Origin of the sequence: Paraliomyxa miuraensis (assembly GCF_026337845.1) — a bacterium.
Classification (GTDB): Bacteria; Myxococcota_A; Polyangia; order Nannocystales; family Nannocystaceae; genus Paraliomyxa; species Paraliomyxa miuraensis.
The window spans coordinates 180,181-206,547 of sequence record NZ_JAOVZF010000156.1 but is presented as its reverse complement, the minus strand read 5'-3'; the positions used below and the strand labels follow the sequence as shown (position 1 = coordinate 206,547).

Here is a 26,367-nt window from a genome sequence, read left to right as displayed (position 1 = left end):
GGGCGCGGGCCGGGTCCGCCCTCGCCGGGGATCGGAGATCGCCCGGGATGGGCCCGTGACGCCCCGAATCGTCGCAGTCGCGGGCGTGGCCTCGATTCGGGCGCGGGGCTGCTACCGTACCGCCGCCATGCCTCGTACCCGTGCTCGCCTGGCCCTCGCGCTCGGACCCTGGGTGCTCGCCCTTGCGCTCGCTCCTGCGCTCAGTGGTTGCGGCCACGTGCCCGCTCCCTACGCTCGCGGTCAAGGCCCCAAGCCTCGAGAGCTGCTGCAGCACACGGGGGCGCAGCTCCACGCGCTGCAGGTGTCCAAGGCCAAGGTCATCGCCAATCGCACCCTGCGGGGCAACCTCGCCTTCATCGCCGAGGCCCCCTCGCGCTTTCGCGGCACGGTGGAGGTCGCCGGCAACGAGCTGGTCACGCTCGCCATCCACGAGCAGGGCTACGCCTTGCGCTACAAGATGGACGCCTTCCCCACCGGCTTCTACTCGGGGCCGCCCTCGGGCTGCGCGGTCGAGGCCCTCTTGGGCGTGACGTTCGACACCACGGGCCTGGTCGATCTGGTACTCGGCGGTGCCCCCGTGATCGCCGGTCCCCACGAGGTGCTCGAGCAACAGTGGGACAAGCGCAAGGGCTTCGAGCGGCTGGTGCTCGCCAACGATCGCTTCATTCAGGAGCTGCGCTTCGGATGGATCGCGGGCGGCTGGCGCGTGGTGGGCGGGCAGCTGTGGGAGCGCAACGGCCAGGAGCGTGGCCGTCGGCTGTGGACGGTGGAGCACCTCGATCTCGAGACGCTCGACGGAGCCTATCTGCCCACCAAGACCAAGGTGAGCGCACCTGGCAAGCGGCGCGACGACGTCGTGGTGATCAACTACAAGGAGCGCGATCCCGATCCCGCGTTCGCCAAGCGTGGTGGCGGCGATGATGGAGGCGACGGGGGTGATGGAGGTGACTCGGGGGATCCGTGGGAAGACGACGGAGGGGCCTGGGAGGACGACGGGGGCTGGGAGGACGAGGGCGGCTGGGAGGACGAGGGTGCGCCCGAAGAGGGTGCGCCCGAAGAGGGTGAGGCCGCTCCGGCCGAGGCCCAGCCTCCGGCCGAGGCCCAGCCTCCGGCCGAGGCCCAGCCCGCGGACGGTTCGCCCTCGACCGACGAGGGCGCTGCGCCTCCCCAACCCGCGCCTCCCCAGGAGACACCCGCGAAGCCCGAGCCGTCCAAGCCCAAGGCTCCTCTGATCCCCCCGGAGTTCGTGCTCGAGCCGTCGGGCTTGGTCGAGCGCGGCGATCTGTGCCGCTAGGTGTCTTGGCCCAACCGGTTCACGCTTCAAGGCTACGACTTGTTCGGATTCCTCCAGATCGGCTAGACTACGCGCTCCTCAACTGGATTGGGTCAATTCGAAGGGGTAGCGTGTCACTGGTCCCACAGAGGATTCTCCGAATTGCGGAGCTGAGCTTTGGGCCTGAAGTGACGGTCCCGAATTCATCCAACGCGACGTACGTACGCGACGCCAATGGCGGGACGTGGATTCGCAGGGACGCCGCTCTCATGGGAGACAATGGTGTTCAGGCCGAGGCTATCTGGTGGCTACTGGCAGACCGCCTGGGTGTTCCCGTCCCACGTGCCGCTTTCCATTGCGATCCCGACAACGACGGATGGCTCAGTCAGAGGATCGAGGAAGTCGTTCACTGGAGCCCTTCACGAGCTTCATTCGTCGTGAATTTGGATCAACTGGGCGGGATCATTGCGATCGATGCTGTGACGGGCAATCCAGACCGACACCGACGCAATCTCCTCTTGGAGATCATTGGCGAGTCACAAATGCATGCGTGGGCAATCGATGCCGCCAACGCAGCGGCTGGTCGAGCTTCGGAGCTCGAACAACTCGGGCTAGACGCTCCAGAGCCGCATCGCGATACTCGAGGCATTCCCGTCGATCTCGTGACGCCTGGAGCGCTCGCAATGGCGCAGAGACTGACCCGCGCATCCACCGCGACTCTTTCCGAGGTCGTCGGAGAGGCCTGTAACCTGAGCCGTGCAGACGCGTCAGAGCGAGATCGACTCTTGCGTGCTCTGCGCGCAAGATGCGCAGTGGCCTCACAGATCACGACGGGATACTTAACAAAGCTCGGGAGCCTGACGCCGTGAAGGTTGCCTACCGGACCGTGTTCTTTCATCCTGATCCGTCACTGGACTGGAAGGTTCCCGTAGCTGTGCTCGTCCGCGGTGGCGATGCGGTACAGATTGGCGTGGCCCAGCATCTCCCCGACCCGGGGTGCCTGGGAGGCTCCAAGCGCATGGCGCTCCTGAGGGTGGGCCTGAGCGAGTTGGGGGCAAATCGAGCGCCGATGTTCGACCGACTCCCGGACTCACTGGGCCCCCACTTCAGCGCGGGCGAGCCACACCTGCTCGGCATGAGCATCGAAAACCCCCTCAAATGGGCCGTCGACAATACACTACCGCTGCGAAGTACCGAGACCAGGACCACGGGATCTCATGGTGAACAGCGCTCGACGCTTGGATATCGATTCTTCGAGCAGCGACGAGTCACCAAATACGTGAGGAAACAGTTCTCTCCTCGCAAGGCACTTCCCGACGACAGCCGCTTCCAGCGGCTGCATTCCGTCTCCCACTACGTCAGGGGAGCGAGCCGGCTACTCCTGCTGGAGCCCTTGGTCCCCGAGCGGAAGGAAACGGAGAGAGAACTCGACAAGATCGTCAATCTCTTCTGGTCCTACAGAGGCTCTCTCATGCCGCTGCTCGAAGAAAAAGGGATCGGCGCCGAGTTGGTCGTCTACATGCTCCAAGGCGGGGATGAGGCCGCTCGAACCGTACTTCACGCCGGTGCAAGCGAGGCGGCCCACCGGGTCGTGGATATTGCCCTTCCTGGTGAAGCAGCGAGCTTCGCCGAGGAAATCGAGGTCGTCGGCCACAGTGGTCGGGACCAAGGGGAGCTAATCTTGGCGTAGCGAGACTCGCGCGGGCTCCGGTCTTGGCCGAGAGTACGATCACGCAGATCTCTCATCACCCGACCGGCATGCAGATGCGGACCGTCCCCAGGTCCTGCGGATCATCGAGGTTCGGCGCCCGGTAGACGCCCCCCGAGCCGGTCTCGCGGCACTCGTAGCCCTCGCGGCAGTCGCGATCGTTGCTGCACTTGCGGCGGCACGAGGTTCGCGCCGTGACCTCGTCGGCGCACAGACCCTCGGGCAGGCACACCTCGTTGGGGTCGCAATCGTTGCGCGGAGGGCAGGTCCACACCGAAGGCTCCGTGCTCGGCACGCAGCCGCGCGCCTCACAGATCGCCTCGCCCTCCTCGTCGGGATCGCACGCGACCGCGAGGTCCTCCCGGGCGGGATCGCACGCGATCGAGAGGAAGTCGCTGCCGTACACCTTGATGCATGCCGCTTCCTTCGGACACGAGCCCAGGCCGCAGCCGTCGATGGTGCACTCGCCCTTGCCCCCGGGCGTGACCACGCCCCGTGGGTCGACGCGATGCGAGAGATCGCAGATGCGCTCCCCTTGCAGGCTGCAGTCGGTGCTCCGCAGGCACTCGTCGCCGATCTTTGCCTTGCACGCCAAGCCGACCAGCGCAAGCAGCGCGAGCAGTGAGGGTTTGACCGGGGGGGGCCTCATGGGCGCGCGGAGCATACACCCGCGAGCGCGAGCGCAGCACGTGGGCCGTGATGGGACGCGGCACGGGGGCCGTGATGGGACGCCTCTCGCGGTCGTGACGGGCGCCGATTCATGGCACGCTGCTCGACAGTGGCCAGCCCGCTCGACGAGGTTCTCGAGACCTTCCAGGCGTTGCTCGATGCGCGGGGCGAGGCGCCGGTTCCAGCCGAGGCCGGGCGCGGCAACTTTCGCTGCGAGCGCTGTGAGGACTGCAGTTACTGCCGGTTCTGCTCGGACTGCACGGCCTGCGAGGACTGCACCTACTGCGAGGGCTGCGAGGGCTGCTCGGGGTGCACCCACTGCAAGCACTGCAATCGCTGCAAGCAGACCACCCATAGCTCCTGGTCGAGCGAGTGCGTCGAGTCCTCGTACCTCACCCTGTGCCTCGACTGCGAGACCTGTGTGCAGTGCTTCGCCTGCGTGGGCCTGCAGAACGAGGAGTTCTGCGTGCTCAACGAGAAGCTGCCTCGCAAGGCCTACTTCAGTCGCGTCGCCGCCCTGCGTGCCGCGCTCGAAGAGCGCGTGGCCGCGGGCTGGCGACCACCATGGGCACCCGCGCTCTCCGACGACGAACCCGACGACGAGCACGACGAGCCCGACGAGCCCGAGCACGACGAGCCCGAGCCACCGAACGACGAGTTCGAACGACGAGCCGCACCCGCCGAACCGGACCTCGAGCCCGAGCCCGAGCCCGAGCCCGAGCCGGTTCGACGGCGTGCCAACACGCCCCGACCCGTACCCGAGGCTCGCCCACCATCCCGCTCCGAGTCGTCCTGGTCGTCCGAGCGCACGCCGGCCACCCCGGAGCCCGAGCCCTCGTGGCCGGGGTCGCTCGAGCAGCACACGCGGGACCTCGAGCGAGGACCCGAGCCCAGCCCGCGCGTCGGCCGATCCAGTCGAACCGAGGTCACGGTGGACATCCAGACCGCCCAGACTCGCCAAGGCTCGCGCGAAGACCCACGATGGGCGTTGCACGACGCTCGCCGCGATCGCAGCCCTGCGCCGTCGGAGGACGAGCCCAGGGCGATCCCCGAGCCGCCCCCGTTCGGCTCGGGGCCGCACCTGGCCGCCGAGCCCGTCGAGCGCGAAGCTGGAGCCGCCGAGCGAGAGCGGCCCGCCGAGTCGCCTCGCGACCGCTATGGCTGGTCGGCCCAGGTCGAGGGCACGCCGGCTCGCCTGGGCTGGTCGGCTCGAGCCGAGGGTGGCCCCGAGCGCCAGCGGTGGTCCGACGACGACGAGCACCTGAGCTGGCCGGTCCCCGAGCCTCGCACCGGGCGCTGGAGCTCCGAAGGCAGCTCGGGCCGCTGGCAGGCGCTGGACCACGAAGACTTGGCCGATCGAACTCGACGCACGGCCTGGGACTCTCGCGACCGTCGCTCCTCATGGGATGCTCGCGACCGTCGCTCGGTGCCTCGAGACGAAGGCGACGAGCGACCCCGCCGTCCGACCCCCTGGATCTCCCAGGGCGACGAGCAGCGGCCCCGACGCTCCACCTGGGACTCCCAGGATGGCCGTTCCGGCGCATACGAGCACACCGACGACGTACGACGGCGCCAGGAGACGGCCGCCGCCCCTCGTGCCAGGGGCGTCGATCTGGATGGCCTCCCCGACCCACGGCAGCTCGAAGCCTGGTCTCCCTACGAAGAGGCCCATCGGACCCGGCTGGGTCCCGACGATCAAACCGAGCCCGATGCTCCCGTGGCACGACGCAGCCCCGCACGCCCGGAGATCAGCGGAGCCGCCCTCGCCTCGGGAGAGGACGAAGAGGTCATGGCCATGCGTCGCTCCGAGACCCGCGCCACGCGTCGAGCCAACGAGTCCGAGAACGAGGTGCGGGCCGAGCTCCCCGCGCGCTCGCTGAGCGCGGCGCGTAGGCCCGAGCGTCCCGCTGCACCGCAGCCACCCGAGCGCAGCGCGGGGTTGCTGCGTGGCCGCGCGCCCGCTCGACCCACCGCCCCCACCCCCCCGGCGCGCCAAGCCGATGCGCCCTCGCTGCGTCGCGCTCGCAGGCCCACGCGCTCGCGCGACGAGACTCCCACCTCCGAGTACGAAGCCTTCAAGGGCCGCAACTTCGACCCCGAACGGAGCTGAGCCGACACGGGCCGCGGGACCTCGTTGGGCGCCGCCAGCCCATTGTGCCTCGCTGGCCGAGCCCGTCGTGCTCGTGGTAGAGCGCCCGGCCATGTCGACCGATTCGGGCGCCCCTTCGCACCTGGCCATCGTGGGTTGCGGCACCATGGGCGAAGCCATCCTGGCCGGGCTGCTGCGCGCGGGAAGGGTGAAGGCCGAGCACGTGGTGGTCACCGCGCGTCGCTCGGAGGATGCGCGACGGCTGGAGCAGCGCCATGGCGTCACCGCCCTCACCGACAACGGCGCCGCATGTGCCCAGGCATCGGCGGTCCTGGTTGCCCTCAAGCCCCAGCGCATGGGCGACGTGCTCGACGACGACCGCATGCGTCGAGCCCTGGCTGGCAAGCTGCTCATCAGCATCGCGGCCGGCATCCGCGTGCCCACCCTCCAGCGCTGGCTCCCCGACACCGCCATCATCCGGGCCATGCCCAACACCCCGTGCCTGATCCGCGAGGGCATGACCGTGCTCGCCGCGGGCGATGGGGTGACCGACGAGCAGCGAGCCTTCGCCCGCGGCGTGTTCGAGGCGGTCGGCCGCTGCATCGAGCTCGAGGACAAGCACATGGACGCGGTCACCAGCTTGAACGGCAGCGGCCCCGCCTTCGCCTACGTGATGCTCGAGGCCCTCGCCGACGGCGGCGTGATGATGGGATTGCCACGAGCGGTCGCGCTGGAGATCGCCGCGCAGGTACTGCAGGGCTCGGCCCGCATGGTGCTCGACACGGGCTTCCATCCCGCAGCGCTCAAGGACCAGGTCACCACGCCCGCCGGCAGCACGATCGCTGGATTGCTCATCATGGAAGACGGACGCATTCGTTCGGTGCTCGCTCGCACGATCCAGGAAGCCACGCGCGTGGCGGCGGGGCTCGGCCAGTCCAGTCACACCGGCCCAACCGGAAACCAGATCGGCAGCCCGAGCGGAAGTCGGTCATAGCCCGACTCGAGAGCCCGCGCGCACATACTGGCCGACCGGTCGTTTCGGCGCCTCGTCCGCTGATCCGTCCGGTCGCACCCGACGAGCATCACGGTCGCGAGGAACTTCGGTGTCGATCGATCGCACGATCGACGCCTTCACGAGTGCGGCGTCGACATCGCCGACGTTGGCGAATGCCTTCGTAGCCCGCGGTCAGGATGCGAGTACGGCCGCGTGTCCCGTTGCGAAACGATCGCATCCGTCACGAGGCTGGCCGGCCGCTTCATGGAAGCGTCCCCTTCATGTGCAAGCCGGTCGGCTTCCTTGCTACGGTGAGGATCACATCGGTGGTGGTGATGGATCGTCCTCGTGGGGCCTACTCGCGCTGGTTGCTCGTGGCCAGCTTGCTCTTCTCGTTCTCGTGTCGAGACGACGCTCGCCAGGCGTCGCTGCCCGGCGCGGTGCTGCTGGTGTATCCCGACGACGCCGACCCTCTGGGCGAGCGCCTGGCTCAGTCCACCGCTCGTTACCTCGAGACGATCACCAATCGCCCCATCGTGTCGGCGCCCGTGGCCGACGACGACTTCGACTCGCTGCCCGAGCTCGAGGCGCTCGCGTCCCGTCACCGGGCGGGCCTGGTCGTCGTGCTCGAGGCCGAGCGGCTCGCCAGCGATCGGATCGACGACGCACGCATGGCCGCGCTCGGCGAGCAGGGCTTCGTGCTCGAGACCCACGACATGGGCCGCTGGAACGGCCCGCTGGGCGACGAGCCGGGAGCCACCGTGGTGCTCACCGCGGGTGCCACCCGGCTGTCTCGCCAGTACGCCGTCTACGAGCTGCTGCGCCGACTGGGCGTGCGCTTCTTCCATCCCGAGCAGGAGCACGTGCCCGTGCACGACCCCGCCGACCTGCGCGACCTCGTGCGCCGCCCCACCGCGCTGCACCGCGCGGGCCAGCGCGGCGACTACGAGCCCGACTTTCGCTGGCGCTCGTGGTCGTTCCACGGCGCGCACCCGCTCGAGCACCTCGAGGCATTCTCGGATCCCGAGCACCCCATCGACGAGGCGGTCCACGTCAACGACTGGATCGTCAAGGGCTTCGGCAATCGCTTCCGCGGGGCCGGTCGAGGCGTCGCATCCGAGGAGGCGCTCGCCCAGCGGGCCGCCGAGCTCGAGGAGCTCCGCGTGCTGCTCGGCTTTCCCACCGGCACCGGCCTGTCGCTGCACAACCTGCAGCAGGGGGCCAGCGCCGAGATCGACCCCTCGTCGTCCATCCCGGTGCAGCAGCAGATCGAGACCCTCGTGGCCCAAAAGCTCGCCGACAAGCCCGACGCGCGCTGGTTCGGGATCCACTTCGGCCCCACCGAATTCACCACCACCCCCGACGAAGAGACGGTGCAGTGGATCGACTGGGCCGGCCAGGCCGCGCTGCGCCTGCGTCCCGACCTCGAGATCGAGATCAACGATCACATCACGGGCAGCCAGCCAAGCCCCCACTTCGACGACCTCGGCTGTCCCCCTGGCACCAACGACGACGGGCGCATCGACTACTACGACCTGGCCTTCCACTCCGACCCTCGCCTGGGGGTCTCGGTGCACACGGTGATGTTCTACCCGCTCGAGGGCCCCGCGCGCGTGTATGCGCAAGAGAGCTTCGCCCACAAGCGGTGCCTGATGCAGGAGGCCTCGGCCCGGGGGCGGCCGCTGACGTGGTTCCCCGAGGGCGCATGGTGGCTCTCGTTCGACAACTCGATCCCCGTGTACCTGCCGCTCTACATGTGGACCCGCGCGCGTGACATCGAGCTGTTGCGACCGCTGCTGCGCTCGCGCGGCGGTGGCACCCTCGATGGCCATCGCATGTTCGACACCGGCCACGAGTGGGGCTACTGGCAACAAGACTACATGGTGGGCCTGATGGCCTGGAACGCCGACATCACCCTGCCGCAGGTGCTCGGCGAGATCTTCGACCCCCTGTGCGAGCCCGCCGCGTGGCGCGACGGCTGTGCCGCCAAGGACGAGGCGCTCGCGGTCATGCAGGAGGTCATCGAGCACCAGCGCGCGATGTTCTTGCAGCAAGAGGACTTTCGAGGCCGCCCCGGAGGTCTCTACGCCTACTTCGCTGGCGAAGACGACGCCGACGTGCTCGCCGCCGACAGCGGCCTCGAGTTTCGCCCCGTGCGCGTGGCGTTCACCGAGCTGCTCGGCTGGGACGCCGACGCCATCGCCCACTTCCGGGCCACCGATCTACGGGCGCTGCAGCAAGCGGCCACCGCATACGACGGCTGGCGAAGCCGACTCGACGCGCTGGTCGACGAGATACCGGGCAGCGGCCAGCCGTGGCTCGACGAGGTGCGCGACGGCATCGAGATCGACGGCCTGCGCGCGGCCCATACCGCGCTGCTCTACGACGCCGTGTTGGACTACCGTGAGGCGGTGCTCGCCGAGCTCGAGGTTCCGGCCGAGGCCTCCCACGCCTCGTGGCTCGAGGCGCTCGGCGTGCTGGCCCAGGCCTCGACCGTGCTCCAGCGCCGCGAGGCCAGCTACCGCTACCCGGCCGCACAGACCCACGGCGGTGGCCTGACCCCCGACACCGCCGTCGACAATGGCACCACCTATCCCTATCGCGTGCACACCAAGACCCACGCGATGACCTACTGGCTGGGGCGGCAATCGGAGGTCACCGACATCCTGGTGAGCAGCGCCGACGAGGCCTCGGGACTTCGCCTGCTCGAGGCCATCGACGCCGTCGGCAAGCCGCTCGCGGTGCAGTGGCCCTCGCTGCCCGAGCTCGGCGGCAGCCTCGACGTGGGCGGCCAGACGCTGCTGCCGCCGGCGACCGCGCTCGACCTGGGCGGAACCGCTGGCTACTGGTCCGTGAGTGGACAGCTCGTCAGCGGCGGCTCGCCGATCGCGGTCACGGGTGGCATCGTGCGCAGCAACATTCGGGCCAGCACTCCGGCCAAGGGCATGACCCTGATCCAGCCCACCGACCCCGCCGCCGCGGGCGTGCTCGCGGGTGTGCTGCCCTCGCTGCGCTGGGCCTGGGTGCCGCAGCCCCAGGCCCTCGCCTTCGCTCCCGACCGCGACGGCGACGGCTCGGTGGGCTTCGACGACGTCGTCTACGCGCCCGTGGTCGAAGGCGATGCTTCGGCATTCCGCACCGCGTTGGTGAGCTTCGATCTACCGGTGGGCGCCACCTCCGGCGGGCAGGAGCTCCACATCACCATCGCGCAGGCCGAGCTGTCCGGCTCGGTCGGCGCCGAGGGCATCGCGAACCCGGTCGTGCTCGACGGCCAGCTCTCGGTGGACGACATCGTGACCGCCGCCATCGAGCTCGCCGGCTTCGACGAAGCGGGTACCCTGGCGCTGCTGGGTGGCGTGTGGGGGTTCGATCCGGCGAACCCACCGCAGTGGGTACCGATCGAGGCGGAGCTGACGGTGGAGTGAGCCACCGAGGCTACTGGCATCGAGATCGGGCGACTCGGACCTCGCGGCCGTCGAAGGCCACGGCGAAGGCATGGATCGGCTCTGCTCCCGCCGCCCGTAGCTCGGCGGCGTAGTCTCGTGCCTCGAGCTGCCCAAGACCATCGGCCAGCGCCTGGTCGAGCGACCTCCCCCTGCGGGCCACCTTCAGCTCCAGCACCACGCCGGGCCCGCCCGACCGCTGCGGAATCACCAGCACGTCGGGCCGACCAGCGCCCGACTCGCGATTCGATCGCACGCGATGACCCGGCTCGAGCGTGGCGAGCAGCCCGACCACGAGCCCGTGATACATGACCTCGGCGTTCACCGCCTTGCGATCGTAGTACGACAGCAGCGACGCCACGAAGAACCGAAGCTGCTCCTCGACGCCCTCGGCATCGCCTTCGAGCAGCGCGGCGGTCAGGCTCGTCACGCTGCCCCCTTGCGCACCCAGGCTGTCCTCGATCCAGCGGCGAAACGTCGATGCATAGAGCAGCCGGACCTCACGGTTGGGAATCGCCACGCGATGCAGGCCCACTCGGCCCGCCGCCACCGGCTCGGACCTCGCCCGGAGGTACCCCGAGAACGTCAGCAGGCTCCACAATGCATGAGGATCGGAGGCGAGCTGCCCGAGCACCACGTGCTCGTCGAGCTCGACCTCGATCTCACCGCCCTCGAGCAGCGTCTCGAGCTGCCCCGCCACCGTCGGTGCCCGCTGACGCAGGACCTGCTCGATGAGCTCGTTGCTGCTGGTCGAGAGCCAGTAGGGCTGCGGCCCTCGCTCGGGCGCCGCGAGGAACTGCAGCACGCTCCACGGGTTGTAGACCACTCGCTCGCCGAACAGATAGCCGTCGTACCACTCGCGAATCTCCTCGGCGCGGGCCGTCTGTCGCGCCATGGTGAGCAGGCGCGCGACTTCCACGTCGGTGAACCCGAACGCAGAGGAGAACCGGCGCTCGAGCAGCGACATCACCGACAGGTTGTTGAGCCCGGAGAAGATGCTCTCCTTGGCCACCCGCAGGACTCCCGTGAGCACGCCGCGCTCGAGGTGGGGGTTGTCCTCGAGCCCGGCGGTGAGGAACGCCCGAAAGAACCCCAACACCTCGCGCGCGTAGCCATGGGCATGGCCGGCATGGATCGGCTCGTCGTACTCGTCCACCAGCACCATCGCCCGCTCGCCGTGCACTGCGTGCAGCAGCTTGGTCAGGTCCCCGAGCGCCCGCTCGTACGAGACGCGATCCGCCGTCCCGTCGAGGATGGCCTCGTAGTCGCTGCGAGCCCAGCGTGACACCGCCTCGTGGTCGAGCACGCCGCGATGCTCGTCGAACAGCTCCCGGATCTTGCGCTGGATCGCGGCCCAGGCATCGTCCCATCGCGTCGCCTTCACCTCGCGAAAGCTCAGGAACACCACCGGATAGCGCCCAAAGTGCGCACGGTACCGCGGCCCCGCCTCGAACACCTCGAGCCCCTCGAACAACGCCGAGCGGTCCTCCTCGCTCTTCTCGAAGAAGTACCGCAGCATCGAGAGGTTGAGCGTCTTGCCGAAGCGACGCGGCCGAGGAAACAGCACCACCTCGAGCCCGGGCCGGTCGATGAGGTCGAGCAACAGCCGCGTCTTGTCGACGTAGGTCAGTCCCTTCTCGCGGAGCTTCTTGAAGTCGGAGACCCCGATCGGAGGAACGAAGGCCATGGTGCGAGCCATCGTGCGCCGCGGCCCTCGACTCGTCAAACCGCATGCATGCCCGCGCTGGGCCGCATCGGCTCACTCGGTGCTTCGAATCTCCACCTGCGCCACCCCGAGCCGAAGCTGCTGCGACCCGGCGCGTCGCTCGATCACCCGCGTGGCATCCACCACTCCCGCCTGCACCAGCTGGCGCCGGGCCCGGTAGACCCACAGGTTCAGGAGCTGGTTGTCGATGCCGAGCTTCTGGCACAGCTCGTCCCGATGTCGCCATCCCTGCTCGGCCGGCCCGAGCCCCTGCTCCACGTCGGCCATGCGGTCTCGGGCCAGGCGCAGCAGCAAGAACGCGTGCGCGCGCGAGATCAGCTCCACCTCGGTCGCGCCATGACGCATCACGCACGACACGTGCTCCTCGTCGCGGCTCACCGTCAGCTCGAGCGTGATCGTCCGCAGCGTGAGCACCTCGTCGATCAGGGCGCGCGTGCCCGAGACCACCTTGGGCAGGTGCACCAGCCACACCGCACCGCCCGCGATCACGGCGTCGAAGTCGTCGATCGGGCGCGCCACCTCGGCCCCCTCGGCCACCCAGCGCCCGTCGGCCCCGAGCATGATGGTGACCTCCGGATCATCCTCGTTGGGCAGGCTCAGCAGGCTCGTCTCGGCCACCGCCACCCGACCGTCGGCCGCCTTGGCCACCAACCGCGGCGCCGAGGCATCCACCAGCACGAAGCCGCGCTCGCGGTTGCCGAAGGCCAGCACGGTCCCGACCTCGAGCTTGGCTCGCTCGCCCGCCGTCAGGCGCCGCCCGGCCACGTAGGTCCCGTTGCTGCTGTCGAGATCGTGCAGCGCCCAGCCATCGCCGTCCCAGGCCAGCTCGGCGTGGACCCCGGAGACCAGCGGCTCGTCGACCAACAACTGACACGGTGGGGAGCGCCCGATCAGGCAGCGCGCCTCCACCTCGTGCTCGCGCCCCGACGCCTGGTGCCGCAGTCGTGCCACCACGCGAGCCTACCACGACCACCCCGCACCAGGGCCGCCTGCAAGCCCCGTCAGGAGGGCGGGGCTCAGGCCGGAGGCCTGGTCTTGTTCCCGGGGATGATGTCCTGCAAGCCGTTGACGTACTGGCTGCCGTCACCCTCCGCCACCGCCGGGAACGTGATGGTGAAGGTCGTTCCCTCGTCCAACGTGCTGTCGCAGCGGATCGTCCCGCCCAGGAGGTTCACCACGATGTTGTGGGAGATCGCCAGGCCCAGGCCCGTGCCTCCGGTGGCCCTTCCGGTGGTGAAGAACGCCTCGAAGATGCGGGGCAGGATCTCGGGCGGGATGCCCTTGCCATCGTCGACGTACTGCATCACGAAGCCGTTGCCGTCGGCGCTGCGATCGAGATGGATCGCGACCTTGCCCCCCTTGCCCGGGTCGAACGCATAGCGCATCGAGTTCTGCAGCAGGTTCACCAGCACCCGCCCCAGGTGGCCGGGAAAGCCGTCCCAGCGCAGATCCTCGTCGGGCGGCGCGTGGACCTCGAGCGAGATGCGAGCGCGCCGCAGCTCGGAGCGCAGCACCATCACGCAATCGGTGACCACGTCGGCGAGCTGGACCTTGGCGCGCTCGTTGGAGAACTGCGACGAGGAGAACTGCTTGAAGCTGTCGATGAGCCGACGGGCCCGCTCGAGGCTGCGCGTGAGGATGTCGAGCGCATCCCGCAGATCCTCGGCCAGCTCGTTGCGCTCCTTGTCGTCGCGCAGCGCCCCTTGCAGCATACGCCGCGCGGTCTCGTCGACCACCGAGCCCGCCGTGCTCGCGACGCCCAGCGGCGTGCTCACGTCGTGCGTGATGCCGGTGACCATGGCCGCAATGCCCTCGAGGCGCTCGCGGATCGTCATTTGATTGATGGTCTCGGCCCGTGCGCCCTCCAGCGCGACCAGGCCGTCGGCGTGGCGCAGCATGGCGCGGAGCATCGAGCGCAGCGAGGCCGGATCGTGACCGGGGCACGGATCGAGATCGAGCTCGTCGAGCGTGCTCGCATCGAGATCGGTCGCGGCGTCGTTGCACACCAGGATGCGCATCGAGGCCGGAGCCGTGGACCGCAAGCGCTCGCACAGCGGTCGAGGGGAGCCCTCGACGGTCCCCACGATCGTGACGTGGTAGCGCATCTCGGCCAACTGCGCGACCGCCTGGTCGTCGGTCACCCGGGTGATCCGAAGCGGACGCCCACACAGCTCGGCGCCGGGAACCAGCCCGCTCGCCTCCAGCCCCGCCATCGCGTCAGCGGGATCACCCACCACCAAGACGTCCCAGTGCCTCGGCTCGCTCGGGGTCGGGACCTCGACCATCTCCACCTCGGGTAGGGCTCCGTTCATCACTCACCGTGCGGGCTGGTGGGAGTCGAGGTCGATGAGGCCGAGCTCGATGCGAAGATTGCGGGGACGCACGGGTGGATTGGCCTCGTCGACCGGCTCCACCCGCTCGACCTCCACCATGGTGGCCTTGAGCCGGGTTTGGTTGCTGTATGGGCAGCGCTCGTGGTGGCTGGTCACCGTGTTCACGGTCAGACCCCGCTCCATCTGAGCCTCGGTCTTGTGGAAGCTGGTGTACATGGTCTCGCCCTTGACCCGATCGCTGACCACCACCGGCAGCACGATGGAGTCGTTGGTGGCACGACCCGTGATGCGAGCCTCGTCGCCCGTCTTCAGGCCCAGGCGCTCGGCGAGCGCCGGTGACACGAACAGCGGGTTGGTCTTGGGCATCCCCACGATCGGGGTGGCCTTGCCCGAGTTGAACGTGGTGGAGGCGAACCGCACCAGCTCCTTGTCATCCGACAGCGTGGACCGCCCCGAGTTGAGGATCAGCCCCTGCGGCGGCTGGAGGTCGCGCTCGGTGGGCACGAAGAAGCGGTAGCACCCCGGCTGGCCGTAGATGTCGCCGAACGGCGTCGCCCGGGGATCGTCGTAGTCGAGCTTGTAGCGCGAGACCCCCACGCCGCCGTAGATCACCGAGCCCTCGAGGAGATCGGACCACTGCACGGGTCGGCCGTCGGGGTGCGTGGGCAGGCAGTAGAGCGGCCCGCGGCCGCCCCGAGCCCCGCTCAGGTAGTCGATCACGCGCTGCCACAGCTGCGGGCGGCTCACCTCTCCGTTGACTCGCTGCAGGCCCTCGTCGTCGGGTCGCCCCTCCCCGGGAGGGCAGAAGCGCCGCACGAGGTAGCCCGAGTCGAGGTGACGGGCGAGGTCGGGGTGCTCGGCCCGCACCGACTCGTCGTGCTCGAGCCGGCGAACGATCTCCGCCATCAGGTCGTAGACGATGGTGGCGTCCGAGCGCGTGTGCAGCGGCGCGAGCTTCTGCGGCACGCTCAAGCTCAGCTTCCACTCGCCGTTCTGGTAGACCTTGGTGGTGGCCGGGTGGGGCGGTGAGGGGATCACCAGCTCGGCGTGCTCGAGCGTGAACGGATCGGGGATCGGATCCACCACCACCAGCGTGGACTCGGGATCGGTCAGCTTCTCCAGCCACTTGGGCCGGTTCATCATGTTGGCCTCGAACTGCGTGCCGAAGCAGATGAACAGCTCGGGCTGCTCTCCGTCACCCTCGGAGTAGTCGAGCGCTGGGCGGTGCACGTCGTCGACCACCGCCGCGTAGGCATCGAGCGGCAGGCCCATGCGAGCGGCCGCCTCGTCGTGGTGATCGACGGGCACGCGCCCCATGAAGTACTTGCCGGACAGGCCCTGGATCTCGCTCTCGGCGTTGATCTGCCCCGGGATGCGCAGGGTGCCCCCTGCGGGCGAGCCGTCCGAGCGCAGCCCGTACTTGCCCACCATCGCCATCGCGTTGCCCCACAGGCAGTGGGCCACCACCCCCGTGGTCTGCGACAGCCCCACCGAGGGGATGTTGATGGGCACGGTACCGGGGCTCGCCATGCGGGCCGCGATGGCGCGAATGCCCGCGATCAGCCGCTCCTCGTACGCGGGCTCGGCTGCGATGCGCTTGGCCACCTCCTCGGGGGAGAAGCGTGGCTCGAGCGCCAGGGCCCGGTAGCGGTCGAACGACTTGCCGTCGGAGAAGCGCTCCAGGAAGCGCGGCTCGATCGCGTCGGCATGGTTGACGAGGATCTCGTGGCCGACCGCGAGCGCGAGGTGTGGATCGGTGCCCGGCTTGATGAGCAGCACCCGCTCGGGCCCGAGCTTCTTGGCGACCATCTTGGCCGACTCGGTGACCATCACCTCGATGAGGTAGACGTCGAGCTGGTCGCGCTTGAGCACCTGCAAGAACGCCGGCGGGTGGGTGATGAAGCCGTTCCAGCCGTTGAACAGGAACAGGCGATCGGGGCCCTCGATCGCCTTCTCGATGGTGAGGAACGGCCCTTCTTGCCCCGTGAGGATCTCGTTGTGCGAGGCGCCCGCGTTGAGGCAGTGCTCGGCGTTGCCGGTGAGGTTGCGGACCCCGAGCAGCCGAAAGACCTCCTGGATCGCGAAGATCGCGATGTAGTCGAGCTGCCCCGTGCAGTAGAGCAGGATCTTGCCGCGAGGCGCACGATGCTCGAGCACCAGGTCGGCCAGTCGCTCGATCGATTGCTGATACGTGACGCTGCGGCGGTCGATCCCGTCCTTGACGCTGGGTGCGACGTGGATCGGGAACGCGGGCCGCTGCCGCACCGTGGAGTGCTTGAGCTTGACGCACCCCTTGGTGGGCAGGGTATCGACGATCTGGCTGTTGGTGACCGAGAGCGAGCGACGATACGGCTTGAAGATCTGCGAGAACAGCATGCCGTCGGGTCCGGTCTTGCGCTCGACCTCGCGGACCATCACCGGGGTGCGCTTGCCCTCGAACTCGAGCTCGCCCGACAGCACCCCGCCCACGGGCGTCAGCGCCTCGGCCGTTCGCACGTGCAGTCGACCATCCTCGCCGACCATCGCGGGGTGGGGCTCCACCGGGCTGGCCATCCACAGCAGACCCTCGCCCACCGGCAGCGACAGTGCCTCGTCGCTGTTGCGTCGGGTCTCGTTGATCACCACCTGCCCGCTATCGCCCACCCCGCAGAAGCAACACGAGAACTGCCCGTTGGCCGGATGCCCGTCGGCGTGATCGGGCATCACGTAGGCCGGCATCGTCGCCAGGTCCTCCAGGACTCCCGCGTGCGGGATGGTGGGCAGCGTCGTGGAGTCGCTCATGACGGCCTAGATCGCGATGTCGTCGAACAGGTTGCCGTCTCGCTTGGCGAGCATGGCCTGAGCCACGGCTCCGTAGAGGGCGTTGGCCGCGTGCGCTGCCATGATCGGCAAGACTCGTGCGACGAGGTCGTCGGGAGCGACATCGGCCATGAAGATCCAACCATAGCCGAGCTCCCGATGGAGTCGAATCGGGAGCAAGAGCCCTCCTTCCACCGCTCCGATGGTCTCTTGCGACATGGCATCCGGGTCGAGGTAGAGCCGCTGCGCCACCTCGATCGCCTCGGCCTCGGAGGTCTTGCTGTCCGGATGCGTGGACTGGTGGATGATGATGCGCTGTGCGTTGCCGTCGGCGTCGAAGGTCTCGAGCGAGAGCACGGCCTGGTGCGTGGGGCAGATCGTCACGACGGTGTCGAGGATGCGCCCCAGCGAGACCTCCACGTCGTCGTAGGTCCGCAGCGAGATCGCGCAGTCGTTGATCGCATGGAGGAACTGGCGGTGGCGCTCGAGCTCGACCAGCTGCTCCCAGGCGCGGATCGCCGTTCGCACCGCAGAGTAGAGCCGCGAGCTGGTCAGCTCGGCCTTGGGCAGGTAGCCATCGATGTCGTACTCGTCGATGGTCTGCTTCTCGGGCGCTTGACCGGGCTGCCCCGTGCGCAGCAGGACCCGCACGATCCGGTTGTCGAGCTCCTCGCGGATCGCCTTGCACGTGTCGAGACCGGCGTGCTCGGTCTCCATCACGACGTCGAGCAGAATGACCGCCACGTCGGGATTGGCACGCATCTGCTCGATCGCCTCGGCACCAGAGGTCGCCATGAGGAACTCCACCCGGGTGTCCTTCCAGCGCAGCCCCTTGAGGCTGAGCTTGGTCACCAGCAGGACGTCCTTCTCGTCGTCGACGACGAGAACCTTGCAGGTGGATGGTGCGCTCAATGGTACTGATGCCATCCCTATGTTCCCCATGAGGTCTGGACTGCATCCGGCGTCCGGCCCGACCAGCCGGGCCCTATGACCCCGCGCATGATACCGCGTTCCAGCATCGCCTGGCCACGATTGGACCCGTTCGAGGCCGTCGACGTAAGGGCAATCTCGACCCTGCGCAACGGCCGCCGAAGTCCCGTTTTGGGACGCACGAGGCGGGGAACGGCCGAGCGGTTTCGACGGCTCCGGCCGCGTACGATGTAAGGAGATCCTTTCTCGGCCCGATCACGGGGCTCCGGTGGCCCCCGCCGCCCCGTCGTGTATAGTCCGCCCCACGCGTGGCCGACTGGGGTAGGCAATGAAGGGCCTCGTGTTCTCCGAGTTCATCGACATGGTCGAGGAACGCTTCGGGCCCGACCTGACGGAGCACATCATCGCCGTTTCCGAGCTGCCCTCCGGCGGGGTCTACAGCTCGCTGGGCACCTACGACTTCGAGGAGCTCGCCCGCCTGATCAAGAACCTGAGCGAGGCCACGGGCAAGGAGCCGGCGGTCTTGATCAAGGCGTTCGGCGTGCACCTATTCGGGCGCCTGGTGCACCTCTACCCCCAGTTCCTGGAGGACGAGACCTCCGCCATGGACTTCGTGCCCAAGGTGGAGAACTACATCCACCACGAGGTGCGCAAGCTCTACCCCGACGCGGCCCTGCCTTCCTTCTCCATCGAGCGACAGGGGCCGAACCGTCTCACGTTCGTCTACCAATCGGCCCGGCCGCTGGGAGATCTCGCCGAGGGCATGCTGCTGGGGTGTGCGGAGTACTTCGGCGAGTCGATCGAGCTGAACCGGGAGGACCTGCCCGCCACCCAGGGGCACCGGGTGCGCTTCGACCTGGTCCGGGCCGAGGCGCTCGCGGAGGAGTCCAAGCCCATCCCCAAGGGCGACGGCGTGCCCGTTGCGCGGCGCAAGGCCAAGAGCGCGGGCCGTACCGTCACGCTGCGCGAGTCGAGCGCGCCGCTCATCCGCATCGGGCAGACCGCCCGTCGCACCGCCGAGCTGGCCGCCGCGCTGCCGCCTGCGGCCTCGACCGTGACCCCTCGCGTGCCCGGCCCCACGCGGGCCTCGCCGGCCGCGGCCGCCGTTCCCTCGGGTGCGGGCGACACCAGCGCGATCGACCGCACCCTCGACTACCTGCGCGGCTTGCTGCTCGACCGCGCCGCGACCGAGTACAACCCCAAGCGGGACTTCGGCGAGCTGGTGCGAGCGACCGCCGACGTGGGCCAGACGCTGGGGATGCTGCGCAGCATGCTGCTGAACCCCACCGCGGCCGCTCCCGCGGCGGCGGTGCCCGCCGCGGCCCAGGAGGAGATCGATCAGCTCAAGGCTCGCCTGCGTCGCGCCCAGGAGGCGCGCAAGGCCTCGGAGACGATCGCCGAGCAGAAGACCTACGAGCTCTACCAGGCCAAGTCGGAGATCGAGAACACCGTGGGCTACCTGCGGGCGATCCTCGAGAACATGGACGACGGCCTGCTCGTCGTCGCCCTCGACTTCGAGATCAAGCTGGTCAACCGTCGGGCGCAGCAGCTGTTCGGGCTCGACGGCATCGAGCTGCTCGGCACCGCGCTCGACCAGGTGTTCAGCGAGCGCGTGGTCGCGCTGGTGGAGCGCTGCGCCAAGCACCCCGGCCCGGTCACCCAGCGCATGGACCTGTCCTCCCCCAGCGGTCAGCAGCTCTCCGTGGTGGCCAGCTCCATCCTCGCCGCCGAGTCGGGCAAGCACATCGGCACCGTGATGATCGTGCGGGACATCAGCGCCGAGGTCGAGGCGCAGAAGCACCGCTCCATCACCGACATGGTCGTGGGCATGGCTCACGAGCTCAACACCCCGCTGGGCATCATCAAGACCGCGGTGGGCATCATCTCCGAGGCCGCGCACTCCGAGGCCCTCACCGGCATCGACGACGACGAGGTCAAGGAGGAGCTCGAGAGCGTGATCGGAGCCACCGAGCTCATCGACGGTCACACCACGCGCATGGGTCGGCTCATCGACGCGTTCAAGAAGCTCTCGGCCTCGCAGATGACCGAGGCCATCGTCGAGGTCGACCTGTTCGAGCTGCTGCAGGAGATCGCCGAGGTGATGGTGTCGGCCGACGAGCGGCTGCACCTGGCCGTCGACGCCGATCTCGATCCCATCGACCGCCAGTGGGTGGGCCAGCCCGATCACCTCACCCAGGTGATCACGGCACTGCTTGCCAACGTGATCGAGCACGCCTACCCCGCCAAGGCCGAGACGTTCCCGGTCAAGCTCTCGCTCGCACGCGACGACGAGCACCAGACGTTCCGGATCTCGATCCGCGACTACGGCCAGGGCATGGCCCACGATCAGCTCGTGCGCATCTTCGATCCGTTCTTCACCTCCAAGCGCGGCGGCGGCGGGGCCAGCCCCGGCCTCGGGCTGTCGATCGTGCACAACCTGGTGACCACCGGGCTGCGCGGGTCGATCGAGGTCGAGAGCGAGGTGGGCCAGGGCACCGCGTTCCTGGTGATCCTGCCGCTGCGGCTGGGGTGAGTCGGGTTGGGTCCGGACGGCCGCTGTGCCCGTCACTGCTCGACGCCGCCGCGTCGAGCGATGGACCGCGCCAATTGCTCGAAGTCTCGGTGTGCGTCGTGAACGGCCCGTGCGTGTGAACCCATGGCGCCGTCGGCCGGCCTCAGGCGAAAGATGGGCTTGCGAGCATCCTGGGCCATGGGCAACAGGCTTCGATAGTGCTTGAGCACCCCGAGGCACTCCGGATCGGTCTCTACGGAGGCTGGCGCCGGATCTTCGAGATCGAGGACCGCTCTGCGGTAGACCTCGGGGATCTTCTTCATCCAACGGTGATGGGCCTGCGTCGGCCGGCTCTGGGCACTGATTGCGTACAACATCGTGACGTAGCCCAGCGCAGCGAGCTCACCCTTCGGAAGCTCGTGCTCGAGCTCCGGAGGACGAGTCGCGAGCAAGCGTTGCCAACCCTGACGCCACCGTCGAAGGGTGGGACCGAGATGCTCTAGACCCACGATCGAGAACAGATCTGCCGCAACCGGAAGGACGATGTGATCCGCCCCGAGCAACGCGGCACGATTGATCGCTCCCAGGCTCGGACCAACGTCGACGAGCACGACATCTGCAGCACGGTCGTTGGCGGCGCGTACCAGCACCCGGGCGAGCGACGACACGACCAGGTAGCCACGAGGATCCCCCTGGTGGCACTTGCCCCAGCCATCGGCGAGCACGTCCTCGAACGCAGACAGACCGACGTCACCTGGGAGCAGCGCGAGCTGGTCGTTCAAGCTCACGAGCGTGGCCGGTCGAATGTCCCCCAGCGGCTCGACGGCGCCATGGATGGTCGTGACGCCCTCGTCCTCCCACAGCTCGGCGAGCCGCTCCTCTTCGAGGAACATTGCCGTGAGGCTGGCCTGGGGATCGAGGTCCGCTGCCACCACTCGATACCCCAGGTCGGCGAACATCCACGCCAGGTGATAGACGAGAGAGGTCTTCCCGACCCCTCCCTTGTTGTTGAAGAACGCAATCGTCTTCACGACGCCCTCGTGAGCTTGGCCAGGACGAAGGTGTCCTGGAACTCGAACTCGGCCGGGGGATTGCCGTTCTCGGCGAGGATCCGCTGCGCACGCATCACGCCGTGCCCGTAGGTATTGACGAAGCCGAAGGCCTTCATCGCTCCGGCAATGATCGGGTTGCGGTAGGCGTTCTGCCTCGGGAAGTTCTGGCGCGTCGCTGCGCCGTACAAGCCCCCAGGGTTCTGGATCTCGATGTGATCGTCGAACCAGTAGAACCGGACGGGAGCCACCGCTTCGTAGTCGCGATGCATCACCGCGTTCATCACGAGCTCGCGCACGGCGAATGGCGGATAGTCCCACACCATCTTCTCTTGTGCGGCGCTGACGGGCCTGGGATGCCCCGTCGTGTGCAATTTGATGAGGCCGTCGAGCTCTCGAAGCACCGTGAGGAGATCCCCATCGACGAGCTTCTCGTCGCGGGCATCGTCGGCCAGCGAGCAACCATCGAAGCGAACGAATTGGACGTACGCACCGGGCAACCAGCGACGAATCTCCTTTCCGAGGATCAGCATCCCTCCGTAGGTGGGAGCCTGGCTGCCCAGATCGTAGAGGCTGAGCGACGCCATCTGTAGCTCGGTGGTACGATGGTTCTCCTCCACCACATCGGGTGCAACCGAGAACGACCGATACTGGAAGAACGACTCCATCACGAGATCGGCCGTGGTCGCACCCCGGCAAGGCCGCAGGTCGAAGGTCTTGAATGCGGAGGCCCGCCGCTCCACCAGGATTCGCTCCTCCTGCTCGCTGGCTATGCCGCGGCGTGGCCCCACGCGAATGTGGATGCGGCCGTCGTAGCGAACGGGAGGGATGTCGGAGGGCCGCACCTCGACCACGGCCACCTCTCCGCCCTCGAGGACGAAGCGCTCTACGCTCATCGCGGGCAGCGGCTGAATGCGACCATTGTCGCGATGAGCACCGAGGTTCTGGAGCAGCTGATCGGTGACCTTCAGGCCAGAAGGACGGCCATCGTCGTCGACGCCCACCAGCAAGTAGCCCGGCTTGCCATGCCCGGGGAAGTCGTTCGCGAACGCACAGATGGCGCGGCAGTGCTTGTCCGACTTGTTGGTCGAGGTCGTCCGCTCGACGCGGTCGCTCTCGAGATCCGCCATGAGGCGGCGCAGCTCGTCCTCGGTGAGCATGGCCCCGACAAGGATAGTCACCATCGCGAGTCCGAGCCAGGTTGGCTCCGGGGCGGCGCCGTCGACGATCGAGGCTCGCTCGTCAGCTCGGCGGGTCGCCGAACTCGGCGCGGTCTCGGATCAGCCCCTCCTGCACCGTCGACGCCACCAGCACCCCGTCGCGGGTGAACAGCTGCCCGCGCACCAGCCCGCGTGCGCCGCTGGCCGAGGGGCTCTGCACCGCGTAGAGCAGCCAGTCGTCCATGCGAAACGGGCGGTGGAACCACATCGCGTGGTCCAGGCTCGCGACCTGCATGCTGGGCATGAGCCACGAGACCGCGTGCGGCAGCATGGCCGTGGACAGGAAGTTGAAGTCGGAGGCGTAGGCCAGCAGGTAGCGGTGGAGCGCGGGCTCGTCGGGCAAGGGGTCGACGGCACGAAACCACACCGCACGGTGCGGGGCGCGGGCCTTGGGCGCCAGCGGGTTGACGGGGTCGACCGGCCGGCTCTCGATGGGCCGCTCGGCGGTGGCCCTCTGGAACAGCTTGGGAGGGATGTGATCACGGAGCTTGCCCAGCAGCTCGACCTCCGAGATCAGCTCGTCGGGACCCGGCACCTGGGGCATCGAGGCCGCGTGGTCGTAGCCGCCTTCGACCTGCTGGAACGACGCCGCCATGCTGAAGATCGGCTTGCCGTTCTGGATCGCCACCACCCGACGGGTGGTGAAGCTCTTGCCATCGCGAATGCAGTCCACGTCGTACACGACCGGCTTGCTCGCGTCGCCCTGGCGCAGGAAGTAGCCGTGCAGCGAGTGCACCGGGCGATCCTCGGGCACCGTCTGGACCGCGGCCGAGAGCGACTGCCCCAGCACCTGACCCCCGAAGATCGCCCCCCAGCCCAGGTCCTGGCTCTGGCCGCGAAAGAGGTTGTGCTCGATGCGCTCGAGACGAAGTAGCGTGAGCAGCTCGGCAAGGACGTTCCGCATGCGTGCGGCGGGGACATACCACGAGGGGCTGACGAGAGCACTGAATCCGCGCTCGCGCCTTGGCCCGCAACCCAGCGTCCGCCGAAGTGTGGGCGGCCTGCGGCGCCGCCAGGCGACGCTCCCGAAGGCCGCCCACACGGAAGAAGCTTCACCCGCACTGCATCCAGGATGCCCCGCTCTTGTCCATCATCGGGTTGCAGCTCAGGCCCAGCGGACACTCGCAGGTCTGCGTGCACAGGATCTGGCACTGCAGCTGGAACACGAAGCCCTCGAACGGCTGGCACTCGTAGCCGTCGGGGCAGTCGAGATCGCTCATGCAATCCACGCCGATGAAGGAGGGATCGTCGGACAGCGGCATGCAGGCCTCGCCAGTGGTGCCGGTGCTGGCCTCGCCGGTGGTACCGGTGCCGGTGTCCGTGCCCGTGGCCGGGCCGCCCGTGCCGGTCCCGGAGCCCATCTCGGGACCCGTGGACGACTCGCCCGTGGGATCGGGCGGAGGGCCGTCGCTGCCGCCGGAGCCGCCCGTATCGCTCACGGGTCCGCTCTCGTCGTTGCCGGTGGTCGGCGCCGTGTCGCCACCGGTGCTGGCAGCGGTCGTGGAGTTCTGAGGGGTCTGTACGCTCAGGCCGTCGTCGGAGCACGCAGCCAACCCGACGAGACAGCAGAGCCCAAGGAAGCCAATCGTCATGCGCATGATGGAGCTCGATCGAGAGTCGGCGGCGCCGAGCGCCACCGAGCAAGGGGTCGAGGAAACCGCTTCAGGATACACGAGCGCCCCGCGCGCGGCGGCTGGAGACACCCGTCAACCCTTGCCGCGCGGCAGCGCGTCGGTAATCCGCTGCACGAAGGTCTCGAGCACCGCCACCCGGGCGTAGCGCTTGTCGTCGCCCGGCACCAGGGTCCAGGGCGCGTGGGAGGTGCTGGTGCGCGCGACCATGTCGTCGATCGCCGCCTCGTAGGCGGACCGCTTGTCGCGGTTGCGCCAGTCCTCGGGGGTGAGCTTGTGCTGCTTGCGTGGATCGGCGGCGCGCTCCTCGAAGCGACGTAGCTGCTCTTGCGGACTGACGTGCAGCCAGAACTTCATCAGCACCACCCCGTGCTCGGTGAGCTGCTCCTCGAAGTCGTTGATCTCCTGGTAGGCGCGGCGCCACTCGTCGGGCCGGGCAAAGCCCTCGACCCGCTCCACCAGCACGCGGCCGTACCACGAGCGATCGTAGATCGTCATGTAGCCGGCCCGCGGCACGTGCCGCCAGAACCGCCACAGGTAGTGGTGCGCGCGCTCCTCGTCGGTGGGCGCCGCGATCGAGATCGTGCGAAACAGCCGTGCGTCGACGGCCCGGGCCACCCGCCGGATCGCGCCGCCCTTGCCCGCGGCGTCCCAGCCCTCGAACACCGCGACCGTGTTGATCCCCTGCTTGCGGGCCTGCCACGCCAGGTTGGTGAGCTTGGCCTGCGCGGGCTCTTGCCGCCCCTCGTACTCCTCCACGGTCAGCGCGAGGCTCAGGTCCACGCGATCGAGCACGGTCACCCGCCCGCTGCCCTCCTCGACGACGGGGGCCGGAGCCAGCGCGGGCTCGGGGGTCGGCTCGGGTGCGGGCGCACCGTGGCCCAGCCGGGTGCGCATGGCGTGCAGCATGGCCCGTCCCACCGCGAGATCGCGGAACCGACGGTTGGCCGCCTCCACCACCGTCCATGCGCAGTGCCCGGTGTCGGTCATGCGGATCGCTCGCTCGGAGACCTCCACGAAGCGGTCGTACTTCTTGGCGAACTTCTTGAGCAGCGGCGCCGTCATGCGCCCCTCGTCCACGTCGCGCTCGAGTCGCTTCTTCTGCTCCTTCTTGCTCAGGTGGAACCACAGCTTGACGATGAGCGTGCCGTCGTCGGTGAGCAGGCGCTCGAGCTCCTCGATCCTCCGCAGCTCTCGCTCGTACTCCGCCTCGGTGGCGCGCTCGAACACGCGGTCGATGATCGGCTGCGTGTACCAGGAGCCGAACATGATGCCCACCATCCCCCGCGGCGGCATCCGCTGCCAGAATCGCCACAGCCGCGGGCGCATCACCTCCTCGTCGGTGTGATCCCAAAATGCGTGCGTCCGCAGGCCACGGGGGTCGAGCCACTCGTGCAGCCGGTTGACCACCTCGCCCTTGCCCGAGCCCTCGACGCCCGCCACGAGCACGATGACCGGGATGCGCGCCGCCTGGATCTCGCGCTGCGCCTGCAGCAGCTCGGCCTGCAGGGCCGGCGCCTGGACCTCGAACTCTTCCTTGGACACCTTGCGACCAAGCTCGGCGACTTCGAACACGGAGACCTCCTTCGCGCGGGGCTGCACGGCGCGACATCATACGCTCGTGGCCGCGCGAGCGCCTGCGCGCGCTCGCGGGACGGAATCGCTCCGATCGCCCGAATTCGCCCATTTCGAGCGATTTCAGGCCGAATTTCTCGCTCTCGAGTGAATGAAATCGGTGGAACCAGATGACTCCCCTGGCGAGAGTCGCCGGACCCATGAGCAAGATCAGCAAGCGTCCTCGCACGATCATCGTGGCCGTCACCGAGATCGGAATCTTGCTGGCCGTTGGAGCCATTGCCGTGGCCCTCGTCGGGAACGACGGGGAGGGACGGGCCGAGGAATCGGCCGCGCACCCGGGCTCCTCGGCCAAGCCGTGACCCGAGCGAGACGGATGACCCAGGGCGGTACCCCACCCCAAGACCGGCATCGAG

Annotated in this window: 18 protein-coding genes; 7 read left to right on the top strand and 11 right to left on the bottom strand. The window is 68.7% G+C overall.

Going from position 1 to position 26,367, the window contains the following annotated elements; genetic code table 11:
- The first annotated feature begins 127 nt into the window (after positions 1–127).
- The gene (locus tag OEB96_RS26270; protein ID WP_266219487.1) at positions 128–1,294 is read left to right on the top strand and encodes a hypothetical protein; all 1,167 of its coding nucleotides are present in this window, start codon (positions 128–130) and stop codon (positions 1,292–1,294) included.
- 844 nt (positions 1,295–2,138) lie between these two features.
- The gene (locus tag OEB96_RS26265; RefSeq protein ID WP_266219486.1) at positions 2,139–2,963 is read left to right on the top strand and encodes a hypothetical protein; all 825 of its coding nucleotides are present in this window, start codon (positions 2,139–2,141) and stop codon (positions 2,961–2,963) included.
- A gap of 55 nt (positions 2,964–3,018) precedes the next feature.
- Here the strand turns inward: OEB96_RS26265 and OEB96_RS26260 are convergent, their stop codons facing one another.
- Positions 3,019–3,630 carry a hypothetical protein gene (locus OEB96_RS26260; protein WP_266219485.1) on the bottom strand — a complete coding sequence of 204 codons (612 nt, stop codon included), beginning with the start codon at positions 3,628–3,630 and terminating at the stop codon, positions 3,019–3,021.
- A 111-nt stretch (positions 3,631–3,741) separates the two neighbouring features.
- On the opposite strand from OEB96_RS26260, the gene OEB96_RS26255 reads away from it, so the two are divergent.
- The 3 genes from OEB96_RS26255 (at position 3,742) to OEB96_RS26245 (ending at position 10,158) form a co-directional block, all read left to right on the top strand.
- On the top strand, positions 3,742–5,760 hold the full coding sequence (locus OEB96_RS26255; RefSeq protein WP_266219484.1) for a tumor necrosis factor receptor family protein: 2,019 nt from the start codon (positions 3,742–3,744) through the stop codon (positions 5,758–5,760).
- 91 nt (positions 5,761–5,851) lie between these two features.
- Positions 5,852–6,733 carry a pyrroline-5-carboxylate reductase gene (proC, locus tag OEB96_RS26250; RefSeq protein ID WP_266219483.1) on the top strand — a complete coding sequence of 294 codons (882 nt, stop codon included), beginning with the start codon at positions 5,852–5,854 and terminating at the stop codon, positions 6,731–6,733.
- Between the two features lie 335 nt (positions 6,734–7,068).
- Positions 7,069–10,158 (top strand): hypothetical protein, encoded by a 3,090-nt coding sequence (locus OEB96_RS26245; RefSeq protein WP_266219482.1) that lies wholly within the window; start codon positions 7,069–7,071, stop codon positions 10,156–10,158.
- A 10-nt stretch (positions 10,159–10,168) separates the two neighbouring features.
- On the opposite strand, the gene OEB96_RS26240 is transcribed toward OEB96_RS26245, so the two are convergent.
- The 5 genes from OEB96_RS26240 to OEB96_RS26220 all read right to left on the bottom strand — a co-directional run bounded on the left by OEB96_RS26240 (position 10,169) and on the right by OEB96_RS26220 (position 17,946).
- Complete coding sequence (locus tag OEB96_RS26240) at positions 10,169–11,863, bottom strand: AAA family ATPase (protein ID WP_266219481.1); 1,695 nt, start codon at positions 11,861–11,863, stop codon at positions 10,169–10,171.
- Positions 11,864–11,935: 72 nt separating this feature from the next.
- Positions 11,936–12,853 (bottom strand): FHA domain-containing protein, encoded by a 918-nt coding sequence (locus OEB96_RS26235; RefSeq protein ID WP_266219480.1) that lies wholly within the window; start codon positions 12,851–12,853, stop codon positions 11,936–11,938.
- Between the two features lie 65 nt (positions 12,854–12,918).
- Positions 12,919–14,214 carry a sensor histidine kinase gene (locus OEB96_RS26230; RefSeq protein WP_266219479.1) on the bottom strand — a complete coding sequence of 432 codons (1,296 nt, stop codon included), beginning with the start codon at positions 14,212–14,214 and terminating at the stop codon, positions 12,919–12,921.
- Between the two features lie 3 nt (positions 14,215–14,217).
- On the bottom strand, positions 14,218–17,016 hold the full coding sequence (locus OEB96_RS26225) for a molybdopterin dinucleotide binding domain-containing protein (RefSeq protein ID WP_266219478.1): 2,799 nt from the start codon (positions 17,014–17,016) through the stop codon (positions 14,218–14,220).
- 6 nt (positions 17,017–17,022) lie between these two features.
- Entirely contained in the window at positions 17,023–17,946 is a 924-nt protein-coding gene (locus OEB96_RS26220; RefSeq protein WP_266219477.1) for a response regulator, read from the bottom strand.
- Positions 17,947–18,292: 346 nt separating this feature from the next.
- Here OEB96_RS26220 and OEB96_RS26215 point away from each other — a divergent pair, with 346 nt between their 5' ends.
- Positions 18,293–20,497, top strand: coding sequence for a heme NO-binding domain-containing protein (locus OEB96_RS26215; protein ID WP_266219476.1), 2,205 nt, complete (start codon positions 18,293–18,295; stop codon positions 20,495–20,497).
- Positions 20,498–20,529: 32 nt separating this feature from the next.
- Here OEB96_RS26215 and OEB96_RS26210 read toward each other — a convergent pair whose 3' ends face one another.
- The 5 genes from OEB96_RS26210 to pap form a co-directional block, all read right to left on the bottom strand.
- The gene (locus OEB96_RS26210) at positions 20,530–21,507 is read right to left on the bottom strand and encodes a ParA family protein (protein WP_266219475.1); all 978 of its coding nucleotides are present in this window, start codon (positions 21,505–21,507) and stop codon (positions 20,530–20,532) included.
- Positions 21,504–22,685 (bottom strand): RNA-binding domain-containing protein, encoded by a 1,182-nt coding sequence (locus tag OEB96_RS26205; RefSeq protein ID WP_266219474.1) that lies wholly within the window; start codon positions 22,683–22,685, stop codon positions 21,504–21,506. Before OEB96_RS26205 ends, OEB96_RS26210 begins: the two co-directional genes overlap by 4 nt.
- Before the next feature lie 82 nt (positions 22,686–22,767).
- Positions 22,768–23,649 (bottom strand): acyl-CoA thioesterase II, encoded by an 882-nt coding sequence (gene tesB / locus OEB96_RS26200; protein WP_266219473.1) that lies wholly within the window; start codon positions 23,647–23,649, stop codon positions 22,768–22,770.
- Positions 23,650–23,797: 148 nt separating this feature from the next.
- Positions 23,798–24,343 carry a hypothetical protein gene (locus tag OEB96_RS26195; RefSeq protein ID WP_266219472.1) on the bottom strand — a complete coding sequence of 182 codons (546 nt, stop codon included), beginning with the start codon at positions 24,341–24,343 and terminating at the stop codon, positions 23,798–23,800.
- 108 nt (positions 24,344–24,451) lie between these two features.
- Positions 24,452–25,978, bottom strand: coding sequence for a polyphosphate:AMP phosphotransferase (pap, locus tag OEB96_RS26190; RefSeq protein ID WP_266219471.1), 1,527 nt, complete (start codon positions 25,976–25,978; stop codon positions 24,452–24,454).
- Positions 25,979–26,151: 173 nt separating this feature from the next.
- On the opposite strand from pap, the gene OEB96_RS26185 reads away from it, so the two are divergent.
- Entirely contained in the window at positions 26,152–26,313 is a 162-nt protein-coding gene (locus tag OEB96_RS26185; RefSeq protein ID WP_266219470.1) for a hypothetical protein, read from the top strand.
- Positions 26,314–26,367 lie beyond the last annotated feature (54 nt).